The sequence below is a fragment of the Pseudomonas sp. SCA2728.1_7 genome (assembly GCF_018138145.1).
Classification (GTDB): Bacteria; Pseudomonadota; Gammaproteobacteria; order Pseudomonadales; family Pseudomonadaceae; genus Aquipseudomonas; species Aquipseudomonas koreensis_A.
Map to the genome: position 1 here is coordinate 6,386,921 of NZ_CP073104.1, position 20,642 is coordinate 6,407,562.

The following is a 20,642-nucleotide window of genomic DNA, read 5'->3' on the forward strand; positions in this document are numbered from 1 at the left end:
AAACGTTGGTATTGACGTTACGCAAACGTTTGCACAAGGCGTACCAGTTTTCTCAATGCCATGAAATATCGATGAATTCGCAAATTTAACTGACGGATTGATCAGGTATGCCTGCTCACCGCGAAACCCCTGTAGGCCTTCGCCTGCTCGCGATAGCGGTTTATCAATAAAACGTGGGCTGACTGACACACCGCCATCGCGAGCAGGCTCACTCCTACAGGTTCTGCGACAGGCCGAAGACCCATGGATACGGGCTGAAACGCTGATTCCAGAACCCTCTAGTATTAAAGTATTAACACCATTTAATCCGTGCCCCATTGCCGGGCGTCTACTAGCTTTGTCCCCAATCAACGGTTTTGTGATGACCGTCGCAGTCTTGATTCGCGTGTGGAATAAGCACGGCTCTGCGCGCCCTCAAGGAAGAAATTGGCCACGACAAGGAGTAGCCCGTGGAAGCAAGGTTTGGTGTCGCCCTCGTTTCGCGTTTTTCCCCTCTATCCCTTGCTGTGCACCTGAGCGTCGCCGGGCTGTTGTTCGGCGGGGTCAGCGCACCGGCGTTGGCCACTTGCTCCACGGCGGGTTCGACGGTGACCTGTACCGGCGTGCCCAGCCTGCCGCTGTTTCTCAACAATTTCTCCAGTGCCACCAGTGGCCTGACGGTCAACGTCAACAGTGGGGCGCAGATGAATGCGACCCTCGGCGGCCATGTGATGGACCTGACCGGGGTGAACATCTCCCTGAACAACTCCGGCACGATTGACCCGGCGTTGCTTGGCCTGGTCTCGGTGTTGAGCGGCGGCGCGTTCATCGGCACCGGTGCAACGAGCACGGTCAGTGTGCTCAATAACGCCAGCGGGATCATCCGTGGTACGGGCATGCTGCTCGGGCTCAACCTGACCAGCATCGACGGCCTGGCCCTTTCGGTTAACAACGCGGCAACCGGCACCACCAGCATCACCAACAACGGCACCATCACCTCGACAGGACTCTCGATCGGCGGCATCACCTTGGCCGACACTCCGGTAGTCGGCGTCTACGGTGGTTCGCAGGTCAACATGACCAACAGCAGCACCGGTGTGATCAACGGCCGGATCGCCTTCGAAACCTCGGCGGCGGGCAACACTTTCACCAACGCCGGTGCGATTACCGGCGGTGTGTCGATGGGGGCGGCGAGCACCAACACCTTCACTGCGGTGACCGGCTCCAGTGTCAACGTCGGTGACGGTGTACAGATCAGCGTCGGCCTCGGCGGTTTGATCGGCATCAACCTGACCTTCGCCCCGACCGGCACGGTCGATGGCGGCGCGGGCGGTACTAACAGCCTGATCCTGCAAAATACTGGCGGCGTCGGCGGCGGTATCGCCGAGACTGGCACGGCGTCCAGCGCGACCTACGTCAACTTCAACAACCTGACCCTTAACAGCGGCACCTGGACCTTGCAGGGGCCTCTGGTCAGCGGCGCGACCACGCTCAACGGCGGTATCGCGAATTTCAACAACAACGCCACCTTCGGCAGCGGTGTGCTCACCTCCAACGGCGGGGTTTTGCAGGCCAGCAACGCCGGGTTGAACATCAGCAATCTGATCTCCCTCGGCGCCGGCGGCGTCACGCTACAAGGCAGCAACGCGACCACCCTGAGCGGGGTGATTTCCGGCAGCGGCGGTTTCACCAAGGCCGGTACCGGCCAGCTAAACCTCAGCGCCGCCAACACCTATCTGGGCAACACCACGCTCAATGGCGGCACCGTGCAGTTGGGTAACAATCAGGCGTTCAGTACCGGCGCGCTCAACGTCACCGGCGCGACGACCCTGAGCGCGCCGGGCACGATCAGCCTGGCCAACGCCATCAGCCTCGGCGGCACCTTGACGGCCGGCGGTACTGGTGCGCTGACCCTCGGCGGCTTGATCAGCGGCAGCAGCGGCCTGACCAAAACCGGCAGCGGCAGCCTGACCGTCAGCGGTGCCAATACCGGTTTCACCGGCACCACCACCCTCAGCGCCGGCAGCCTGCTGGTGACCAACAACAACTCGCTGGGTAGCGGCGCGCTGAACACGGCCACCGGTACCAGTCTCGACAGCACCGCCAACGTCACCCTGGCCAACAACATCGCGATGACCGGCGCGCTCAACGTGCTCGGCAGCAATGCGCTGACCCTCGGTGGCGTGTTGTCCGGCACCGGCGGCATCACCAAATCCGGCAGTGCCAGCCTGACGTTGACCGGCAACAACAGCAACAGTGGCAACACGCTGCTCAATGCCGGCAGCCTGTTGGTCGGCAGCAACACCGCGCTGGGCACTGGCGCGCTGAATGCGGCGGCGGGTACCACACTGGATGCGACCACGGCGGTGACCCTGGCCAACGCCGTCGCGTTGGCAGGCGATCTGACCCTTGGCGGCACGCAGGCATTGGGCCTGAGCGGCGTCGTCAGCGGCGCCGGCAACCTGATCAAGAACGGCACGGCAAACCTGAGTCTCAGTGGCAACAACACCTTCTCTGGCGGCACCGCGCTGAATGCCGGCACGCTGATTGTCGGTTCCAACACCGCGCTGGGCACTGGCGCGTTGACCACGGCGGCGGGCACTACCCTCGACGCCAGCACGGCAGTGGCGTTGGCTAACGCGGTCTCCCTGGGTGGCAACCTCAACGTCGGCGGCAGCGCCAACCTGACCTTGGGCGGGATTGTCAGCGGCAGCGGCGGGCTGACCAAAAACGGCGCGGCCAACCTGATTCTCAACGGCACCAACACCTTCCTCGGCGCGATCGCGTTGAACGCGGGCACGATCACCGCGGGCGCCAACGCGGCGCTCGGCAGCGGCAACATCACCGTCGGCGGCGTGGCCACTCTGGACAGCAATGCCGCTGTGACACTCAACAATGCGGTCATTCTCAACAACAGCCTGGGCATTGGCGGCAGCAACGCGCTGACCCTCGGCGGGGTGATCAGCGGCGCCAGCCAATTGGTAAAAAACGGCGCAGCCAATCTCACGCTCAGCGGCGTCAACACCTACAGCGGCGGCACCACGCTGAATGCCGGCAGTCTGACGGTCGGCAACGGCGCAGCACTGGGCACCGGCGCGTTGTCGGTGGAAGGCGCGGGCACGCTCAACAGCAGCTCCACCGTGACCCTGAACAACAACGTGATTCTCAACGCCAACCTCACCGCTGGCGGCGCCAATGCGCTGACCCTCGGCGGGGTGATCAGTGGCAGCAATGGTTTGATCAAGACCGGCGCATCGAGCCTGACCCTCAACGGCAATAACACCTACACCGGCACCACGGCGCTGAATGCCGGTTCGCTGGTGGTCGGCTCCAGCACGGCCCTCGGCACCGGCACACTGAACGCCTCGAACGGCACCACCCTGGATGCCAGCACTGCGGCAACGCTGGCCAATAACGTCAACCTCGGCGGCACCCTGACCTTGGGCGGCAGCAATGCGCTGACCTTGGGCGGCGTGGTCGCCGGTATCGGTGGACTGACCAAGAACGGCGCTGCCGATCTGACCCTCAACGGCGCCAACACTTATTTTGGCAACACGGCGTTGAACACCGGCAAACTGACCGTCGGCAGCAACACCGCGCTGGGCTCCGGCACGTTGAACGCGGCCGCCAACACCACGCTGGACGCCAACACGGCGGTCAGCCTGAATAATGCCGTGGGACTCGCCGGTGCCTTGAACATCGGCGGCACCGCCAATATGACCCTGACCGGTCTGGTCAGCGGTGCTGGCGGCCTGGTGAAAGACGGCGCGGCCAATCTGATTCTCAACGCCGCCAACAACTACCTCGGCGGCACCACGCTGAACGCCGGCACCCTGACCGTCGGCAACAGTTTGGCGCTCGGTTCCGGTGCATTGACCGTTGCCGGCGCGGCGACACTCGACAGTAATTCGCCGCTGGTCAGCCTCAACAACGCCGTCGCCCTGAATGCCGCGCTTAGCGTTGGCGGCACGCAGAACCTCACCCTCGGCGGCGTCACCAGCGGCACTGGCCAGTTGATCAAGGACGGCGCGGCCAATCTCACCCTCAATGGCAACAACACCTTCAGCGGCGGCACCACGCTCAACGCCGGTACGCTGACATTGGGCAATGCCAACGGTCTGGGCAGCGGTGCATTGGTCGTCGGCGGCGCGGCAACGCTGGATAACAGCGCTTCGTTTGGCATCGGCAACGCGATTACGCTGAATGCCGGACTGACCGTCGCCGGCAACAACGATTTGAGCTTGAACGGCATCATTGACGGTGCCGGCAGCCTGACCAAAAACGGTTTGTCGGACCTGACCCTCGCTGGCAGCAACACCTTTACCGGTGCGCTGAATATCGTGTCCGGTAGCGTCACCACGCTCAACACCAATGCGCTGGGTAGCACTTCCGGGGTCAACATCAGCGCCGGCGCCGGGCTGAATCTGGGCAGTGACGCCAGCCTCGGCGCGCTGACCGGCAGCGGCAGTGTGCAACTGACCGGCAGTAACACCCTGACCGTCGGCGGCGGCAACGTCACCAGCACCTTTGACGGCGATCTCAGTGGCAGCGGCGGCCTGGTCAAAGTCGGCACCGGTACCTTGAACCTCACCGGGATCAGCGGCATCACCGGCAATACCGCGATCAATGGCGGCACCGTCGACCTCAGCGGTTCGCTGGCCAGTGCACAGGTCAACGTCAACACCGGTGGCACGCTCACCGGCACTGGTTCAGCGCTTGGTAGCGTCAACGTCGACAGCGGCGGTCATCTGGCGTTGTCGTCGGGCAACCAGCTGTCCGCCGGTGCGCTGACCCTCGCTGCCGGCAGCAATGTCGATGTGGCGTTGGGCACGCCGTCGACCACTTCGCTGATGAATGTCGGTGGCAACCTCACCCTCGACGGCAATCTCAACGTCACCGATGCCGGCGGTTTTGGCGTTGGTGTGTATCGCCTGTTCAACTACACCGGTGCCCTGACCAACCTCGGTCTGGACGTGGCCAGCGTGCCGGTCGGCTACGGCCTCGGCGATCTGCTGGTGCAAACCGGCGTCGCCAATCAGATCAACATTCAAGTCTCCGCGCCGAACAGCAACATCCGTTACTGGGACGGCAGCCAGACCATCGCCAACGGTGTGGTCGATGGCGGCAGCGGCACGTGGAATGCGGTCGGCACCAACTGGACCGATGCCAATGGTTTGGTCAATCAGCCGTGGGCCGGTGATTTCGCGGTGTTCCAGGGCACCGCCGGCACGGTAACGGTGAACGGCACGCAGGCGTTCACTGGCATGCAGTTCCTCACCGACGGCTACAACGTGGTCAACGGTGCAGCGGGACAACTCACAGCGGTCAATGGCACCGGCGGCACCACTTCGTTACGCGTCGATCCAGGTGTGACGGCGACCATCAGTGCCAATATCGATGGCAGCGGCATCCTCAATAAACTCGACGCTGGCACGCTGGTGCTCGGTGGTGCCAACACCTATACCGGCGGCACGCAACTGGACGGCGGCAAGATCATCGTCGGCAGTAACACCGCGCTCGGCACTGGCACGTTGACGGCGAATGCCGGTACGCAACTGGACAGCAACGCAGCGGTGACACTGGCCAACGCCGCGACGCTCAACGGCAACCTCACCGTGGTCGGCAGCAATGCGCTGACCCTCAACGGTGTGCTTGGCGGCACGGGTGGCCTGATCAAAACCGGCACGGCGAACCTGACCCTCGGCGGCAACAACGCCTTCCTTGGCCCGGTAGCCTTGAACGCCGGAGGACTGATTCTGGCGTCGAACTCGGCGCTGGGTTCCGGCACGTTGAACGCGGCGGGCGGCACCACGCTGGATGCGAGCACGGCGGTGTCGGTTAACAACGCGGTCAACCTGGCTGGCAATCTCGGCATCGGCGGCACGGCGGATCTGACCCTGGCCGGTACGGTCAACGGCGCCGGCAGCCTGAGCAAAAACGGCGCAGCCAACCTGACCCTCAGCGGCAACAACAACTTCCTCGGCGGCACCACCCTCAACGCCGGGACGCTGACCGCCGGCAGCAACTCGGCACTGGGTCTGGGCAATCTCACCGTAGCCGGCGCCTCGGCGCTGGACAGCAACAGTGCGCTGAGCCTGGGCAACAACGTCGTGCTCAACGCCAATCTGAGCAACACCGGCAGCAACAACCTGACCCTCGCAGGTGTGGTCAGCGGCGCGGGTGGCTTGATCAAGGACGGCGCGTCGAACCTGACACTCAACGGCATCAACACCTTCACCGGCGGTACCACGCTGAATGCCGGCACGCTGACCCTCGGTACGGGCGCGTCTCTGGGCAGCGGCGCGCTGACCGTGGCCGGCGCTTCGACCCTCGACAATTCCGCGCCACTGGTGCTGGCCAACAACCTCAACGTCAACGCGAATCTGGTCCTGGCCGGTAACAACAACCTGACCCTCGGCGGCATCATCGCCGGCGCCGGCACGTTGACCAAGAACGGTCTGGCCGACGTGACCCTGAGCGGCAGCAATACCTTCAGCGGCACCTTCGATGTGCTCGCCGGCAGCCTGACCACGCTGAGTGGCGCGGCGCTGGGCAACAACGCCACGGTCAATCTCGCCGGCGGCGCGGCGTTGAATCTCGGTGCATCGGCCAGCCTCGCCAGCCTCACTGGCAGCGGCACGGCGCTGATCGGCACGGGCAATACGTTGAGCCTCGGCGGCAACAACGTCAGCAGCACTTTCGCCGGCATCCTCAGCGGTGACGGCAGCCTGAGCAAACTCGGCAGCGGCACCCTGATCCTCAGCGGCATCAGCGACCTCACTGGCGACACCAACGTCACCGCCGGCACCTTGCAGGTCAACGGCTCACTGGCCAGCGGCAATGTGCTGGTCAACAGCGGCGGCACTCTCGGAGGCAGCGGCACCTTGAGCGGTGCCGTGACGGTGGCCGATGGCGGTCATCTGGCGGGCGTCACCGGCAGTACGCTGAGCGTCAGTTCGCTGCTGTTCAACGGTAATTCCAACTTCGACGTCGGCCTCGGCACACCGGTGTCCGGTGGCGGCAATGCGCTGGTCAATGTCGGCGGCAACCTGACCCTCGACGGCACGCTCAATGTCAGCGACATCGGTGGTTTTGGCAGCGGCGTCTATCGCCTGATCGACTACACCGGCGGCCTGACCGACAACGGCATGCTCTTTGGCACACTGCCGGGCAGCGTCAGCCCGGGCGATCTGACCCTGCAAACCGCGCTGGCCAATCAGATCAACCTGCTGGTGACTGCACCGGGCGTCACCGTGCAGTTCTGGGACGGCAATCAACTGGTGGCCAACGGTTCGGTGGAGGGTGGCAGCGGCACCTGGGGCACCGGCACCACCAACTGGACCGACGTCAACGGCACCACAAACCAAGCCTGGACCAACAGCTTTGCGGTGTTCCAGGGGGCGGCCGGCACGGTGACCGTCAACGGCGCGCAAACTATCACCGGTCTGCAGTTCGTCACCGATGGCTACAGCCTGGTGAATGGCACGGCGGGCTCGCTGAATCTGGTCAACGGTTCGCTGGGCAATGCCTCGGTGCGGGTTGACCCCAACGCCACGGCAACCATCGGTGTCGCGCTCAACGGCAGCGGCACGCTGGGCAAATACGACAGCGGTACGCTGGTGCTCAACGCGGCCAACGGCTACACCGGTGGCACGGCGCTGAACGGCGGCAAGATCGTGGTCGGTAACGACGCGGCGCTCGGCACTGGCCTGTTGACTGCTGCCGACGGCACAGCGCTGGACAGCAACGCGGCCGTCAGTCTGGGCAACGATGTTGTGCTCAACGGTGGCTTGAATGTCGCTGGCTCTAATGCCTTGACCCTCGGCGGCGTGGTCAGCGGCAGCGGCAGCCTGATCAAGGCCGGCGCATCGAGCCTGACCCTCAACGGCAGCAACACTTACACCGGTGGTACTCAACTCGCCGGCGGTACGCTGGTCCTCGGCAACAACAGTGCCCTCAGCAGCGCTGCGCTCAACGTGACCGGCAACGGCACGCTCGACAGCACCTCGGCGCTGCAACTGGCCAACGCCATCAACCTTGGCGCGCAACTGACCCTTGCCGGCAATCAGAACACCACGTTGATCGGGGCTGTGACCGGCACCGGTAGTCTGCTGAAAAACGGTAGCGGCGATCTCGTCCTCAGTGGTGCCAATACCTACAGCGGTGGCACCACGCTGAACGGCGGCACGACGCGCGGTGACACCAGCAGCCTGCAAGGCGCGATCGTCAACAACGCGACCCTGACCTTCGAGCAAAACGCCGATGGCAGCTACACCGGCAATCTCACCGGCGCCGGTACGCTGAACAAAGCCGGCACGGGTGATCTGCTGCTGGCCGGCAACAATACCTTCACCGGCAACACCTCGGTGCAGGCGGGCAACCTGATCGTCAACGGCGTACTCAACAGCGCCAATGTCGACGTTGCCAGCGGTGCGGGCATCGGCGGCGGTGGCCAGTTTGGGGGTGTCGTGCAACTGGCCAGCGGCGCGACGCTGCTGGGTGGCGCTACGGCAACGCCATTGTCAGTCGGTTCGCTGGCACTGTCGTCGGGGACCAATCTGGACTTCAGTCTCGGCTCGGCGGCCAGTTCGACCACGGTGGTCAATGTCGCCGGCAACCTGACCCTCGACGGTACGCTGAACATCAGCAACGCCGGCGGTTTCGGCACCGGGGTTTATCAACTGTTCAGCTACGGCGGCAGCCTGACCGACAACGGTCTGGTGTACGGCAGCCTGCCGGTGTCGGCGGCCAATCTGACCCTGCAAACCGCGATTGCCAATCAGATCAACCTGCTGGTGCAAGGCACGCCGGGTGAGGTGCAGTTCTGGAACGGTGGCACCACCAATCCGGACGGCAGCATCGGTGGTGGCAGCGGCGTGTGGGGGCCGGGCACCAACTGGACCGATCCGAGCGGTACTCAGGCCCTGGCTGCAAATGGTCAGTTCGCGGTGTTCGGCGGTCAGGCAGGTAACGTGACCGTGCAGGGCAATCAGAACTTCACCGGCCTGCAATTCCTCTCCGGCGGCTACAGCCTGGTTCCGGGGGCTGGCGGTACGCTGACCCCGGTCAACGGCACGGACGGCAGCCTTGCACCGGTGCGCGTCAACGCCGGCGCGAGTGCGGAAATCTCCGCACCGCTAGTGGGCACGGGCGGCATCGAGAAGCTTGATTCCGGCACGCTGGTATTGAGCGGCGCCAACACCTACAGCGGTGGCACCACGGTCAGCGGCGGTACGCTGGTCGGTAATACCACCAGCCTGCAGGGCAACATCCTTAACAACGCATCGCTGCTCTTCTTGCAGAACTTCAATGGTCAGTTCAACGGATCGCTGCGCGGACTCGGCGCGATGCTCAAACGCGGCACCGGCACCTTGCTGTTGACCGGTGATAATCCGTTCAGCGGCACGGTCGCGGTCGATCAAGGCGTGCTGCAAGTCGGCAGCCGTGCGGCGCGGGCTTCGTTGGGTGGGCAAGTCACCGTGGCCAATGGCGCAGGGTTGAGTGGTAACGGCAGTGTCGGTTCGGTGGTCAACCATGGCGTTGTCGCCTCGGGCTCCGAAGCAGGCACCCTGAGCGTGACCGGTAACCTGACCAACGCCAGCGATGGTCTGCTGGCGCTGACGGTCAGCTCGCCAACCGCGACGCCACTGGCAATCGGCGGCAGCGCAACGCTGGGCGGCGCCTTGCAAGTGAACTCGCTGGCACCGTTCACCGGCAACACCACGTACTCGCTGATCACGGCGGGCGGTGGCGTGAACGGCACCTTCAGCGCCGCAGACCTGCCGCAATACGCGTTCCTCAACAGCGCACTGGTGTATGACGCTAATGCGGTGAAGCTGGTGGTCAGCCGCAACGGCAATTCCTTCGCCGATGTCGCCGCCACTGGCAACCAGTTCCGCACCGCCACCGCGCTGTCGAACAACGGCCCGGCGGGCGCGGCGTTGCAGAACGAGATCGTCAACCTCAGTGTCGCCGGTGCGCGTAACGCCTTCGACAGTCTGTCCGGTGAGATCCACGCCAGCACCGCCAGCGCCATCCTCGAGGATTCGCGCTATGTGCGTGACGCAGTCAACGATCGCATGCGCCAACCGTCATGCAGCGCGGCGGATGATCCACGCCGTGCCCTGGCGCCAAGTGGCAACCAACTGAGCAGCAACGGTTGCCATGGCGAAATGGTCGGCTGGGCGCGGGCACTCGGCGCCTGGGGCGAGTCGGATGGCGACAGCAACGCGGCGAAACTCGACCGTAACCTCAGCGGCTTCATGCTCGGCACCGACAAGCAACTCGATGACCAGTGGCGCGTGGGCATGGCCGCCGGTTACACCCGCAGCGATCTCGATGCGCATGATCGTCGCTCGGACGCCACCGTCGAAAGCTACCACCTGGCGGCGTACCTCAACTCGCAGTTCGATGCCTTGGCGGTGCGCCTCGGCGCGGCTTACAGCTGGCATGACATCGAGACCAAACGCAACGTCAGCGTCGGCAGCTACAACGATCGCTTGAAGGCCAATTACGATGCGCGCAGCGCGCAGGTGTTCGGTGAAGTCGGTTACACCATTGAAGCCGGTGGCATTGCCCTCGAGCCGTTCGCAGGGCTCGCCTACGTCAACTACGACACCGACAAGGCCAAGGAGAAAGGCGGAGTAGGGCGCCTGGAGGCGGATGCCGATCAAGACATCACCTTCTCGACCCTCGGTGTGCGCGCCGGCAAAGTCATCACCTTAGCCAACGGCGGGCAATTCACCCCGCGCGCGGCCATCGGCTGGCGCCATGCCTTTGGTGACACCAAGCCTGATGCTGACCTGACCTTCATCGACGGCGGCGCCTCGTTCAGCACCCAGGGTGTGCCGATTGCCAAGGACAGCGCGATTGTTGAAGCGGGGGTCGACTTCCAGATCAGCCCGACCGGCAAACTCGGCGTCGGCTACTCGGGCCAACTGTCGAACGACAGCAACGACCATGCGATGACCATCAGCTTCAGCCTTGGCTTCTGATTTAGGGTCGAAGCACTTTTAGCCGCCCGTAAGGGCGGTTTTTTTTGCCTGCATATTCTTTGGCAACCCGATGCTTGTGGTGACTGTTCGATTGCCTTCGCGAGCAGGCTCGCTCCCACAGGGGAGTGCGGTGTAAATGTGGGAGCGAGCCTGCTCGCGAAGGGGCCGCTCAGTCAGTGCAAAAATCTGCTGCGTCGCGCTCTGCTAGAATCGCCCCCATCAACAGCCTGAGACTCCCCCATGAGCGAGCCGATTCGTCTGACCCAATACAGCCACGGCGCCGGTTGCGGCTGCAAGATTTCCCCGCAGGTGCTGGAAGTGATTCTGGCCGGCAGCGGTGCGCAGAACCTTGATCCGAAACTGTGGGTCGGCAACGCCTCGCGCGATGACGCGGCGGTGTACGAGATCGATGCTGAGCGCGGTGTGGTCTCGACCACGGACTTTTTCATGCCGATCGTCGACGACCCGTTCGACTTCGGCCGCATTGCCGCGACCAATGCGATCAGCGATATCTATGCGATGGGCGGTGATCCATTGATGGCTATTGCCATTCTCGGCTGGCCAGTCAATGTGCTGGCGCCGGAAGTGGCGCGTGAAGTGATTCGCGGCGGCCGTGCCGTTTGCGACGCGGCGGGCATTGCGCTGGCGGGCGGGCATTCGATCGACGCGCCTGAGCCGATCTTCGGCCTCGCCGTCACCGGTCTGGTGGAAAAACGCCACATGAAGCGCAACGACACCGCCACCGCCGGTTGCCTGTTGTACCTGACCAAACCGCTGGGCATCGGCATCCTCACCACCGCCGAGAAAAAAGGCAAATTGCGCGCCGCCGACGTTGGCGTGGCTCGCGACTGGATGTGCACCCTGAACAAACCCGGCAGCCGCTTCGGCAAACTCGCTGGCGTTACGGCGATGACCGACGTCACCGGTTTTGGTCTGCTCGGGCATCTGGTGGAAATGGCCGATGGCAGCCAGCTCACTGCACGCATCGCTTATGACCGGGTGCCGCGTCTGGACAGCGTCGAGTATTACCTCGATCAGGGTTGCGTGCCCGGCGGTACGCTGCGCAATTTCGACAGCTATGCGAGCAAGGTCGGCCGTGTGCAGGAGCTGCATAAACGCGTGCTCTGCGACCCGCAAACCAGCGGTGGTCTGCTAATCGCCGTGACGCCTGAAGGCAATGAAGAATTCCTTGCTGTCGCCGCCGAACTGGGCCTGAACCTTGCGCCAATCGGCGAACTGGTTGAGCGACAGACGAACGCAGTCGAGGTGATTTGATGCTCCGCGACTGCACTGACTACCGAGACATTTTCCTCAACGACCGGCCGCTGATGGATGCCCGTGCGCCTGTCGAGTTTCACAAGGGCGCGTTCCCCGGTGTGATCAATCTGCCGCTGATGAACGATGTCGAGCGGCAGAAGATCGGCACCTGCTACAAGCAGCACGGCCAGCAGGCCGCTATCGAGCTGGGTCATCAACTGGTGTCGGGCGCGGTGAAAGCCGAGCGCATCCAGGCCTGGGCCGATTTCGCTCGGGCCCATCCTGATGGGTATCTCTATTGTTTTCGCGGTGGTCTGCGCTCGCAGATTACTCAGCAATGGCTGCGTGACGAAGCCGGGATCGACTATCCGCGTATCGGCGGTGGTTACAAGGCGATGCGCAACTTCCTTATCGACACCCTTGAGCAGGCCATCGCCCAGTGTGATTTCGTCCTGCTCGGCGGCATGACCGGTACTGGCAAGACTGAAGTGCTGGTGCAACTGCAAAATGGCCTGGACCTTGAAGGTCACGCCAACCATCGCGGCTCCAGCTTCGGCAAGCGCGCCACCGGGCAGCCGTCGAACATCGATTTCGAAAACCGCCTGGCCATCGACATTCTGAAGAAACGCGATGCGGGTATCGCGCAGTTTGTACTGGAAGACGAGAGCCGGGTGGTGGGCAGTTGCGCCTTGCCGCTGCCGTTGTATCAGGGCATGCAGCAGTACCCGATGGTCTGGCTGGAAGACAGTTTTGACGATCGCGTCGAGCGGATTTTGCGGGATTATGTGGTGGATCTATCGGCGGAGTTCGTGGCCGTGCATGGGGAGGAGGGTTTTACCTTGTTCTCCGAGCGCCTGCTGGAAAGCCTCAACAATGTGCAAAAGCGCCTCGGAGGCGAGCGTCATCGGCGGATGCTGTTGTTGATGGAAGAGGCGTTGATCGAGCAGGGGCAAAGCGGGGCGGTGGACTTGCATCGCGGCTGGATCGAAGGGTTGCTGCGTGAGTATTACGACCCGATGTATGTGTTTCAGCGCGAGAAGAAGGGCGGACGGATCGAGTTTGCCGGGGAGCGTGGGGCGGTGCTTGAGTATCTGCGTGAGCGGGCCAGCCAGAAAGGTTGAGGTTGTAGCGGCTGGCCTCTTCGCGAGCAGGCTCGCTCCCACAGGGGATTTGTATTTCACGCAAATCCAATGTGGGAGCGAGCCTGCTCGCGAAGGGGCCAGGCCACACAAGACTCAGGTCGGGCAGGTTTCCTTGCCATGATCCAGCCCCTGCTTGTAACTGTGGCTCTGCAGACTGGCCTTGCCGTTGTGCCAGGTCAGGGTCAGTACATACAGCGAGTCAAAATCGTTGCCCGCCCAGTCCTCGGTGATGTTCTGTTTTTCGCCGAGCGCTTTGCCCGCCACCTTGTTGATCAGCTCCGGCAGATAGCCGTGGGACCACGCGGTGTAAATCGTCGAGTTGTGATACTTGTCTTCCAGCAGCTCGCGGGCCAGATCGCTGGTGTCGTTGGCCGAAAATTCGATGTTCACCGGCAGGCCGAGCTTGATCGCGGCGGGGCTGATGGTCATCAACGGGCGGATGTAGCTGTAGGAGTTGTCCAGCTCACCTTCCTCGACATTGCGCGTCGGGTTGGCGGCGAACACGTAATCGGCCTTGCCGAATTTTTCCGGCAGCAGCGTCGACAGGTCGATGGCGCGGTTCAGGCCCTGGCAGTTGAGCTGGCCGAGACCGCCCTCGGGTTTTTCCGCGTGGCGCAGGAACACCAGCGTCTGGGTGCCGTCCGCCGGTTGCGCGCGGCTTTCGCTGGACTCAAGCGACAGGAACAGCGCACTGACGGCCAGCAGGGAAGGCAGGGCCACATACGCACGGTGTTTGAAGCGTTTGGCGAATCGCATAAGGTTCGTCATGAAATAGAAAGTTCTTCAGCTGATTCAATTAAGGCTGACAAACCTTTACACCACGGGCTCCCAGCACCGGGTGTTTTCCCTGTCGTTAACGGCTTCCTTTGCAATAAAGGCATAGCTCAGAGTCCCCTGAGGGCCATTGGTTCGATCGCCCGAGTGCGCAGCACTCTAACGGCAACGTTAAGCGGCCTGGTGGCAGGTTAACGACAGGATGTTGCGGATTTAAGTAGGTGCAACGACGCTGGCAAAAAGAACCCGCGCTAGAGCGTGTGATCCTGGATTATGCTCAGGACTTTAATTTGTGACTGGATGCTTCCCATGACCGATCTGTCCGCGTTCCCGATCACCCAGAAATGGCCGGCGCAGTACCCTGACTGGATTCAGCTCTATTCCCTGCCGACGCCCAACGGCGTCAAAGTCTCGATCATGCTCGAAGAAATCGGCCTGCCGTACGAGCCACACAAGGTTGCTTTCGATACCCAGGATCAGTTGTCTGCCGAGTTTCTGTCGCTGAACCCGAACAACAAGATCCCGGCGATCCTCGATCCCCATGGTCCCGAAGATAAGCCGCTGCCGCTGTTCGAGTCCGGGGCGATCCTGATTTACCTGGCCGACAAAAGCGGCCAGTTGCTCGCGCAGGAAGGCGCGCTGCGTTACGAAACCATTCAGTGGCTGATGTTCCAGATGGGCGGCATCGGTCCGATGTTCGGCCAGCTCGGTTTCTTCAACAAGTTTGCCGGCAAGGATTATGAGGACAAACGTCCGCGTGACCGTTACGTCGATGAAAGCAAACGTCTGCTCAAGGTGCTCGACGGCCGGCTCGAGGGCCGTGACTGGATCATGGGCGAGCGTTACACCATCGCCGATATCGCCACGTTTCCGTGGGTACGTAATTTGATCGGGTTTTATGAGGCCGGTGATCTGGTGGGCATCAGCAACTTCCCGAATGTTACCCGCGTGCTGGAGCGATTCCTCGCCCGTCCAGCGGTCATTCGCGGCCTGACCATCCCTTCCTGACTACACACATAACCCCTTGTAGGCCTTCGCCTGCTCGCGATAGCGGTGAGTCAGTCAACATTGATATCGAATGACACATCGCTATCGCGAGCAGGCTCACTCCTACAAGGTAATGTGCAAAATCCGGATGATTATTACACCCCCAGTAATGCACTCTTGATTGATCCAGGTTTGTATCCCGCCCCCCGCAAGGCATAAGCTTCGCCCCCTACGACTTTCGTCTCATCTGCCGTTTTCAGGAAAGGCCCTCATGTCCAGTCAGTTCCCCGAAGCACGTCCCCGCCGTCTGCGCCGCAATGCGAGCCTGCGCAGCCTGTTCCAGGAAACCGAGTTCAGCCTGAACGATCTGGTGCTGCCGATTTTCGTCGAGGAAGAAATCGACGACTTCGTGCCGATCAAAAGCATGCCGGGGGTGATGCGCATTCCCGAGCGCAAACTGGCTAGCGAAATCGAGCGTTACGCCCGTGCCGGCGTCAAGTCGGTCGGTGATGACCTTCGGCGTGTCCCACCATCTCGACAGCAACGGCAGCGACACCTGGCGCGAAGACGGTCTGGTCTCGCGCATGTCGCGCATTGCCAAAGATGCCGTGCCGGAGATGATCGTGATGTCCGACACCTGCTTCTGCGAATACACCGATCACGGCCACTGCGGGGTGATGCACAACCATGAGGTCGACAACGACCAGACACTGATCAACCTCGGCAAACAAGCCGTGGCGGCAGCCCGCGCCGGTGCGGACGTGATCGCGCCGTCGGCGGCGATGGACGGTCAGGTGCGGGCGATTCGTCAGGCGCTGGATGCGGCCGGATTTACTCAAATTCCGATCATGGCCTATTCGACCAAATTTGCTTCGGCGCTCTACGGCCCGTTCCGCGAAGCCGGTGGCAGCGCGCTGAAGGGCGACCGTAAAAGCTATCAGATGAACCCGATGAACCGCCGCGAAGCCCTGCGTGAATCGCTGCTCGACGAGCAGGAAGGTGCCGATGCGCTGATGGTCAAACCAGCCGGCGCCTACCTCGACATCATCCGCGATATCCGTGAAGCCTCGAACCTGCCGCTGGCGGCGTATCAGGTCAGCGGCGAGTACGCGATGATCAAGTTCGGCGCGCAGGCCGGGGCGATCGATGAGGATCGTGTGGTGCGTGAAAGCCTGGGTGCGATCAAGCGGGCGGGTGCGGATCTGATCTTCACTTACTTTGCGATGGATCTGGCCCTGGCCGGGATCTAAGCAACACCGCAAATCCAAACTGTAGGAGTGAGCCTGCTCGCGATAGCGTCTTGTCAGTCAGCATTAATGGCGGCTGATACACCGCTATCGCGAGCAGGCTCACTCCTACAGGGTTTTGTGGTGGGTCAGGGGCAGTTGAAGTAAGGCCGGATGCCGTGATCGCGGAAGTAGCGTTCGATCACTTTCGGATCCGCGCTGGTCTCGGCAATCGCTACATACGTATCCGGGCGCAGCAGATAAAAGCCATTACGCCCCAATCCTGCCGTTTCAAACGCCGGACGCCAGTCGAACACATGCAGCGGCAAATGATGTTCGTGGCACCAGGCAATCATTTCGTCGCTGGTGTCGCCGTATACATGCACTTGCCAACACGGCTGTCTGAGCGGTTCGTAGTTATCCCACTCACCATCATGCGCCCAGGGCAAACGGTCACCGCCGTGGACGTGGCCGGCTGCGCCCTGGCTCAGCGGCATGCCGCGGTAGTTGAGGGTGACTTGCGACACCGTGCGAAAGAGGAACTCGCGACTGGCCTCGAACGAAGCCATTTTCGGGATCAGAAATGGCGCCACACGCATGCGCAGCAAGTCAGCCATGCGCCCCTCGGCAGTGACGAAGCTGAAGACTTTATCGGTGGTCGACACCAATCGGCGGGCGAAGGCAATGCGTTCGGTTTCGTAGCTGTTGAGCAGGCCTGGTTCGGCGGCGCCGCTAAGCACGGCGGCAAGTTTCCACGCCAGATTGATCGCGTCGCCGATGCCGGTGTTCATGCCCTGACCGCCCGCCGGGCTGTGCACATGTGCGGCATCGCCGAGCAGAAACGCGCGGCCACTGCGAAAATGCTCGGCCACGCGGTGATGCACACGGTAGGTCGAGAACCAGTGCACGTCTTCGATATGCACTTTCAGGTGTTCGATGGCGCGGCTGCTGACATCGGAAAACTCCAGGCTTTCGGCGCGATCCGCACGCTCGTCACGCACGGTGCCGATCAGCCTTGCGCGGCCTTCGCCGGCGAGAGGAAACACGGCGAGAAAGTCTGCTTCATCCAGGTCCAGGTGCAGCTCGCCGTTCATTGCCGGGCCGCTGGCCTTGACGTCCGCGACATAGAAAATCTGCTGATAAGTGCCGCCGGGGAACCCGGTGTCGAGGGTTTTGCGCACCACTGAGCGGGCGCCGTCACAGCCGGCCAGATAACAGGCCTGGCAGATTTCCTGCTCGCCATCGGCCAGGCGTAAATGCGCGGTGAGGCCGTCGCCGGTTTCTTCGAAGCTTTCCAGCGTGGTGTTGCGTTCGACCGTGACGCCGTAGTCCTCGAGGCGCTCGATCAGCAGCCGTTCGTGCTCGTCCTGCGGGAATATTTCGACGAACGCATAGGGCGTCAGGCCTTCGCCAATGCGGTTCAGCGGTAATTGCGCGACCGCTTTGCCGTTGACCCAGAAATTCGCCGCCGCCACCCGATGACCGTTGCGCACCACGGTGTCGGCGAGGTCCAGTTGCCGGTACAACTCGAGGGTGCGTGCCTGCACCGCCAGCGCTCGCGAAGTGGTGCCGGGCGCGGAGGTTTTATCGATGATGCGCACGCGCACGCCGAGTTTGCTCAGCCACAGGGCCAGCACCAGCCCGGTCGGGCCAGCGCCGATGATCAGGACGTCGCTGCGGTTCATGGGCCTGTCCTCCGTTTGCTGTGCAGCAAGTATGGATCAGAAGGAGAGGGTGGCCAGTTCATCGGTCAGACGGGGATGTCTTGATGGTGTTCGGCTGGGGTGCTGTTGTGTGACGTAAATAGTAGCCCCTCACCCCAGCCCTCTCCCGAGGGAGAGGGAGCCGATTGGTGGGCTTTTCAAGTGTGCGTTCAACTCGGTGGCACACGTCGGCGTAACTCGAAAGAACACCGCAATCAGTCCCCTCTCCCTCCGGGAGAGGGCTAGGGTGAGGGGCTTTTCAGCGTTAGAAATCGATGGTGCCGGACAACTTCGCCACTCGCGGCTCACCCTGAGTCAGATACCCACCCTGAGCCGATTCCCAGTACTTCTTGTTCGCCAGATTCTCCACGCCCAGACGCACGGTCACGTCCTTCTCCGACACCTTGAACGCATAACGCGCACCGGCATCGAAGCGGTTCCAGGTCGGCAGGCTCAGATTGTTCGCCGCATCGGCGTATTGACCGCCGGTACGCAGCATCCGCGCATTCAGCGCTACGCCTTGCAGGCCCGGCACGTCCCAATCCGCGCCAGCGTTGAACTGGAAGGTCGGCACACCGATCGCACGATTGCCGTCGTTGGCGCCGTTGAGGGTGTTCTTCAGTTCGGTGTCCATCAGGGTCAGGCCGCTGATCAGGCGCAGGCCCTGAACCGGCTCGCCGAACACGTTCATTTCCACGCCTTTGTTGACCTGCTCGCCTTCACGTACGTAGGTGCAGGTGGTGGCGCTGTCGATTTCGCAGTAACCATCGCTCGGCTGTTCGATGCGATAGACACCCAGGCTCGCGCCGTAAGTGCCCATGTCGACTTTCACCCCGGCCTCGGTTTGCTTGGAGCGGGCCGGTGCGTAAACCTCGTTTCCGTTGGTCACACGGAATCCGCCGGAGCTGGTCGGCGAGGTCGGGCCCTGTGCCAGGCCTTCGATGTGGTTGGCGTAGAACGACACGTGTTCCCATGGCTTGAACACCACGCCGTACACCGGCGTGGTGATCGATTCGTCGTAGCTTGAGGAGCGCGGGCCGCTGCCATAACTGGCGTAGCTGTAACCCTGGACTACCAGTTGTTGACGGCGCAGACCGGCGGTGACCAGCAGGCGATCATCGAAGAAACCGAGGGTGTCGGAAATCGCGATACTGCGATTGAAGGTCTTGCCGACGATGCCCGGATCATTCAAGTCGCCGCCGGCAAAGTTGCCCACTGGCGACGGCGTCTGCACCGGGTGATAGATGTTGTTGGCGTATTGGGTCAGATCGAAATCGTATGCGCTGCGCTGTTCGGCCCAGATACCGGTCAACCCGAAATTGACCTTGTGACTGATCGCGCCGGTATTGAATTTGCCGTTGAGGCCAGCCATGACGCTGGTGTTGTCTTCATCGTGGGGGACGAACGAACCCGTGGTAAACGACGCGCCGCTGTTGCCAACCAAAGTGGTCGAGTTGTAGCGCCCGACTTCGCGGGTGTGCTTGGCGCCGCCGGCCGCATAAGCGGTCCAGTTGTCGTTCAGGTCGTACTCGGCGCGGAGCATGCCGAAGGTGTCTTCGATGTCGGTATAGCCCCACTTCGGCGCGTAGTTGGTGTCGGCCGACGACGCATCCGGAATGTGTGTGGCGGTGCCGAGGTTGACCGAGCTGCGGCCACCGTTGACGCGTTCTTTCTGGTAGGCGAAGTCACCGGAGAGGCGCAGGGCGTCACCGCGATAATCGAGGCCGATGGCGAACAGTTTCGAGCGTTGATTCTCGTGATCGATACCGGTGTCGCCTTCACGCTGGGACAGGTTGATCCGGGCGCCAAAGCGGTTGTCTTCACCGAAACGCTGGCCGATGTCGAAGTGATGACCGATACGGCCTTCGCTGTTGATGTCGGTGGTGTATCGACGCAGCGGCACGTCGCCGGCGCGCTTCGGTTGCAGGTTGACGCCACCGCCGATGCCGGAACCGGTCGGGGTCACGCCGTTGATAAAGGCGTTGGGGCCTTTGAACACTTCCACGCGCTCCAAGGCATCGGTGGAAATGATCTGCCGTGGCAACACGCCGTAGAGGCCGTTATAGGAAATATCGTCGCCGTTCAGCGGCAGGCCACGGATCATGAAGACCTGCGCCTGGTTGGAGAAACCCGAGGCCTGACGCACCGACGAATCGTTGAGCAACACGTCGGCGACGTTTTCGGCCTGTTGATCCTGAATCAGCTGTTCGGTGTAGGACGCGGCGCTGAACGGCACGTCCATCATGTCCTGATTGCCGAGCACGCCGAGCTGGCCACCCCGGGCAACCTGACCACCCGTGTAAACCGGGGGCAAGGCGTTGGGCGTCGGGGCTTGAGCATTGACGTTGACGTCGTCCAGCACCAGCGCTTTGGTATCGCCTTCAGCGGCGTGAGCGGTGACAGTCAGGGAGCACAGCAGGGCGAGAAGCGTCGGGCGAAACGGGACGGCGAGTCGAGCTGGAGCGGGCATGTATGTACCTGGAGGCGCACGGCCGGTGAGAAAAATAAGGGCGGCGCGGGAACTCCTTGCGCAAATGCGACTCCAGGTGCAAATGATAGTTTTTCTCAGTAACGTTTTGC

Annotated in this window: 7 protein-coding genes and 1 pseudogene; 5 read left to right on the forward strand and 3 right to left on the reverse strand. The window is 62.4% G+C overall.

The genetic code is table 11. From position 1 onward, the window contains the following. The first annotated feature begins 449 nt into the window (after nucleotides 1–449). From KBP52_RS28570 to mnmH, 3 genes are all read left to right on the forward strand, one after another. Nucleotides 450–10,973, forward strand: a complete 10,524-nt coding sequence (locus KBP52_RS28570) for an autotransporter-associated beta strand repeat-containing protein (protein WP_212621472.1) — start codon at nucleotides 450–452, stop codon at nucleotides 10,971–10,973. 240 nt (nucleotides 10,974–11,213) lie between these two features. Next, nucleotides 11,214–12,248, forward strand: coding sequence for a selenide, water dikinase SelD (gene selD, locus KBP52_RS28575; protein ID WP_212621473.1), 1,035 nt, complete (start codon nucleotides 11,214–11,216; stop codon nucleotides 12,246–12,248). Then, nucleotides 12,248–13,351 carry a tRNA 2-selenouridine(34) synthase MnmH gene (mnmH, locus tag KBP52_RS28580; protein ID WP_212621474.1) on the forward strand — a complete coding sequence of 368 codons (1,104 nt, stop codon included), beginning with the start codon at nucleotides 12,248–12,250 and terminating at the stop codon, nucleotides 13,349–13,351. Before selD ends, mnmH begins: the two co-directional genes overlap by 1 nt. A gap of 114 nt (nucleotides 13,352–13,465) precedes the next feature. Here the strand turns inward: mnmH and KBP52_RS28585 are convergent, their stop codons facing one another. Further along, the gene (locus tag KBP52_RS28585; protein ID WP_077573608.1) at nucleotides 13,466–14,140 is read right to left on the reverse strand and encodes a histidine phosphatase family protein; all 675 of its coding nucleotides are present in this window, start codon (nucleotides 14,138–14,140) and stop codon (nucleotides 13,466–13,468) included. Nucleotides 14,141–14,455: 315 nt separating this feature from the next. Between KBP52_RS28585 and KBP52_RS28590 the strand changes: the two genes are divergently transcribed. Beyond that, nucleotides 14,456–15,154, forward strand: a complete 699-nt coding sequence (locus tag KBP52_RS28590; RefSeq protein WP_212621475.1) for a glutathione binding-like protein — start codon at nucleotides 14,456–14,458, stop codon at nucleotides 15,152–15,154. 250 nt (nucleotides 15,155–15,404) lie between these two features. Further along, nucleotides 15,405–16,383, forward strand: a pseudogene (hemB, locus tag KBP52_RS28595) (porphobilinogen synthase). Nucleotides 16,384–16,508: 125 nt separating this feature from the next. On the opposite strand, the gene KBP52_RS28600 reads toward hemB, so the two are convergent. Together KBP52_RS28600 and KBP52_RS28605 are read right to left on the reverse strand one after the other, a co-directional pair. Continuing rightward, the gene (locus KBP52_RS28600; protein WP_212621476.1) at nucleotides 16,509–18,044 is read right to left on the reverse strand and encodes an FAD-dependent oxidoreductase; all 1,536 of its coding nucleotides are present in this window, start codon (nucleotides 18,042–18,044) and stop codon (nucleotides 16,509–16,511) included. 283 nt (nucleotides 18,045–18,327) lie between these two features. Beyond that, on the reverse strand, nucleotides 18,328–20,532 hold the full coding sequence (locus KBP52_RS28605) for a TonB-dependent siderophore receptor (protein ID WP_212621477.1): 2,205 nt from the start codon (nucleotides 20,530–20,532) through the stop codon (nucleotides 18,328–18,330). Nucleotides 20,533–20,642 lie beyond the last annotated feature (110 nt).

Bases quoted from the DNA above. Each gene is read 5' to 3' on its own strand.
- selD (WP_212621473.1), top strand. From the start codon at position 11,214: ATGAGCGAGCCGATTCGTCTGACCCAATACAGCCACGGCGCCGGTTGC.
- mnmH (WP_212621474.1), top strand. From the start codon at position 12,248: ATGCTCCGCGACTGCACTGACTACCGAGACATTTTCCTCAACGACCGG.
- KBP52_RS28585 (WP_077573608.1), bottom strand. From the start codon at position 14,140: ATGACGAACCTTATGCGATTCGCCAAACGCTTCAAACACCGTGCGTAT.
- KBP52_RS28590 (WP_212621475.1), top strand. From the start codon at position 14,456: ATGACCGATCTGTCCGCGTTCCCGATCACCCAGAAATGGCCGGCGCAG.
- KBP52_RS28600 (WP_212621476.1), bottom strand. From the start codon at position 18,044: ATGAACCGCAGCGACGTCCTGATCATCGGCGCTGGCCCGACCGGGCTG.
- KBP52_RS28605 (WP_212621477.1), bottom strand. From the start codon at position 20,532: ATGCCCGCTCCAGCTCGACTCGCCGTCCCGTTTCGCCCGACGCTTCTC.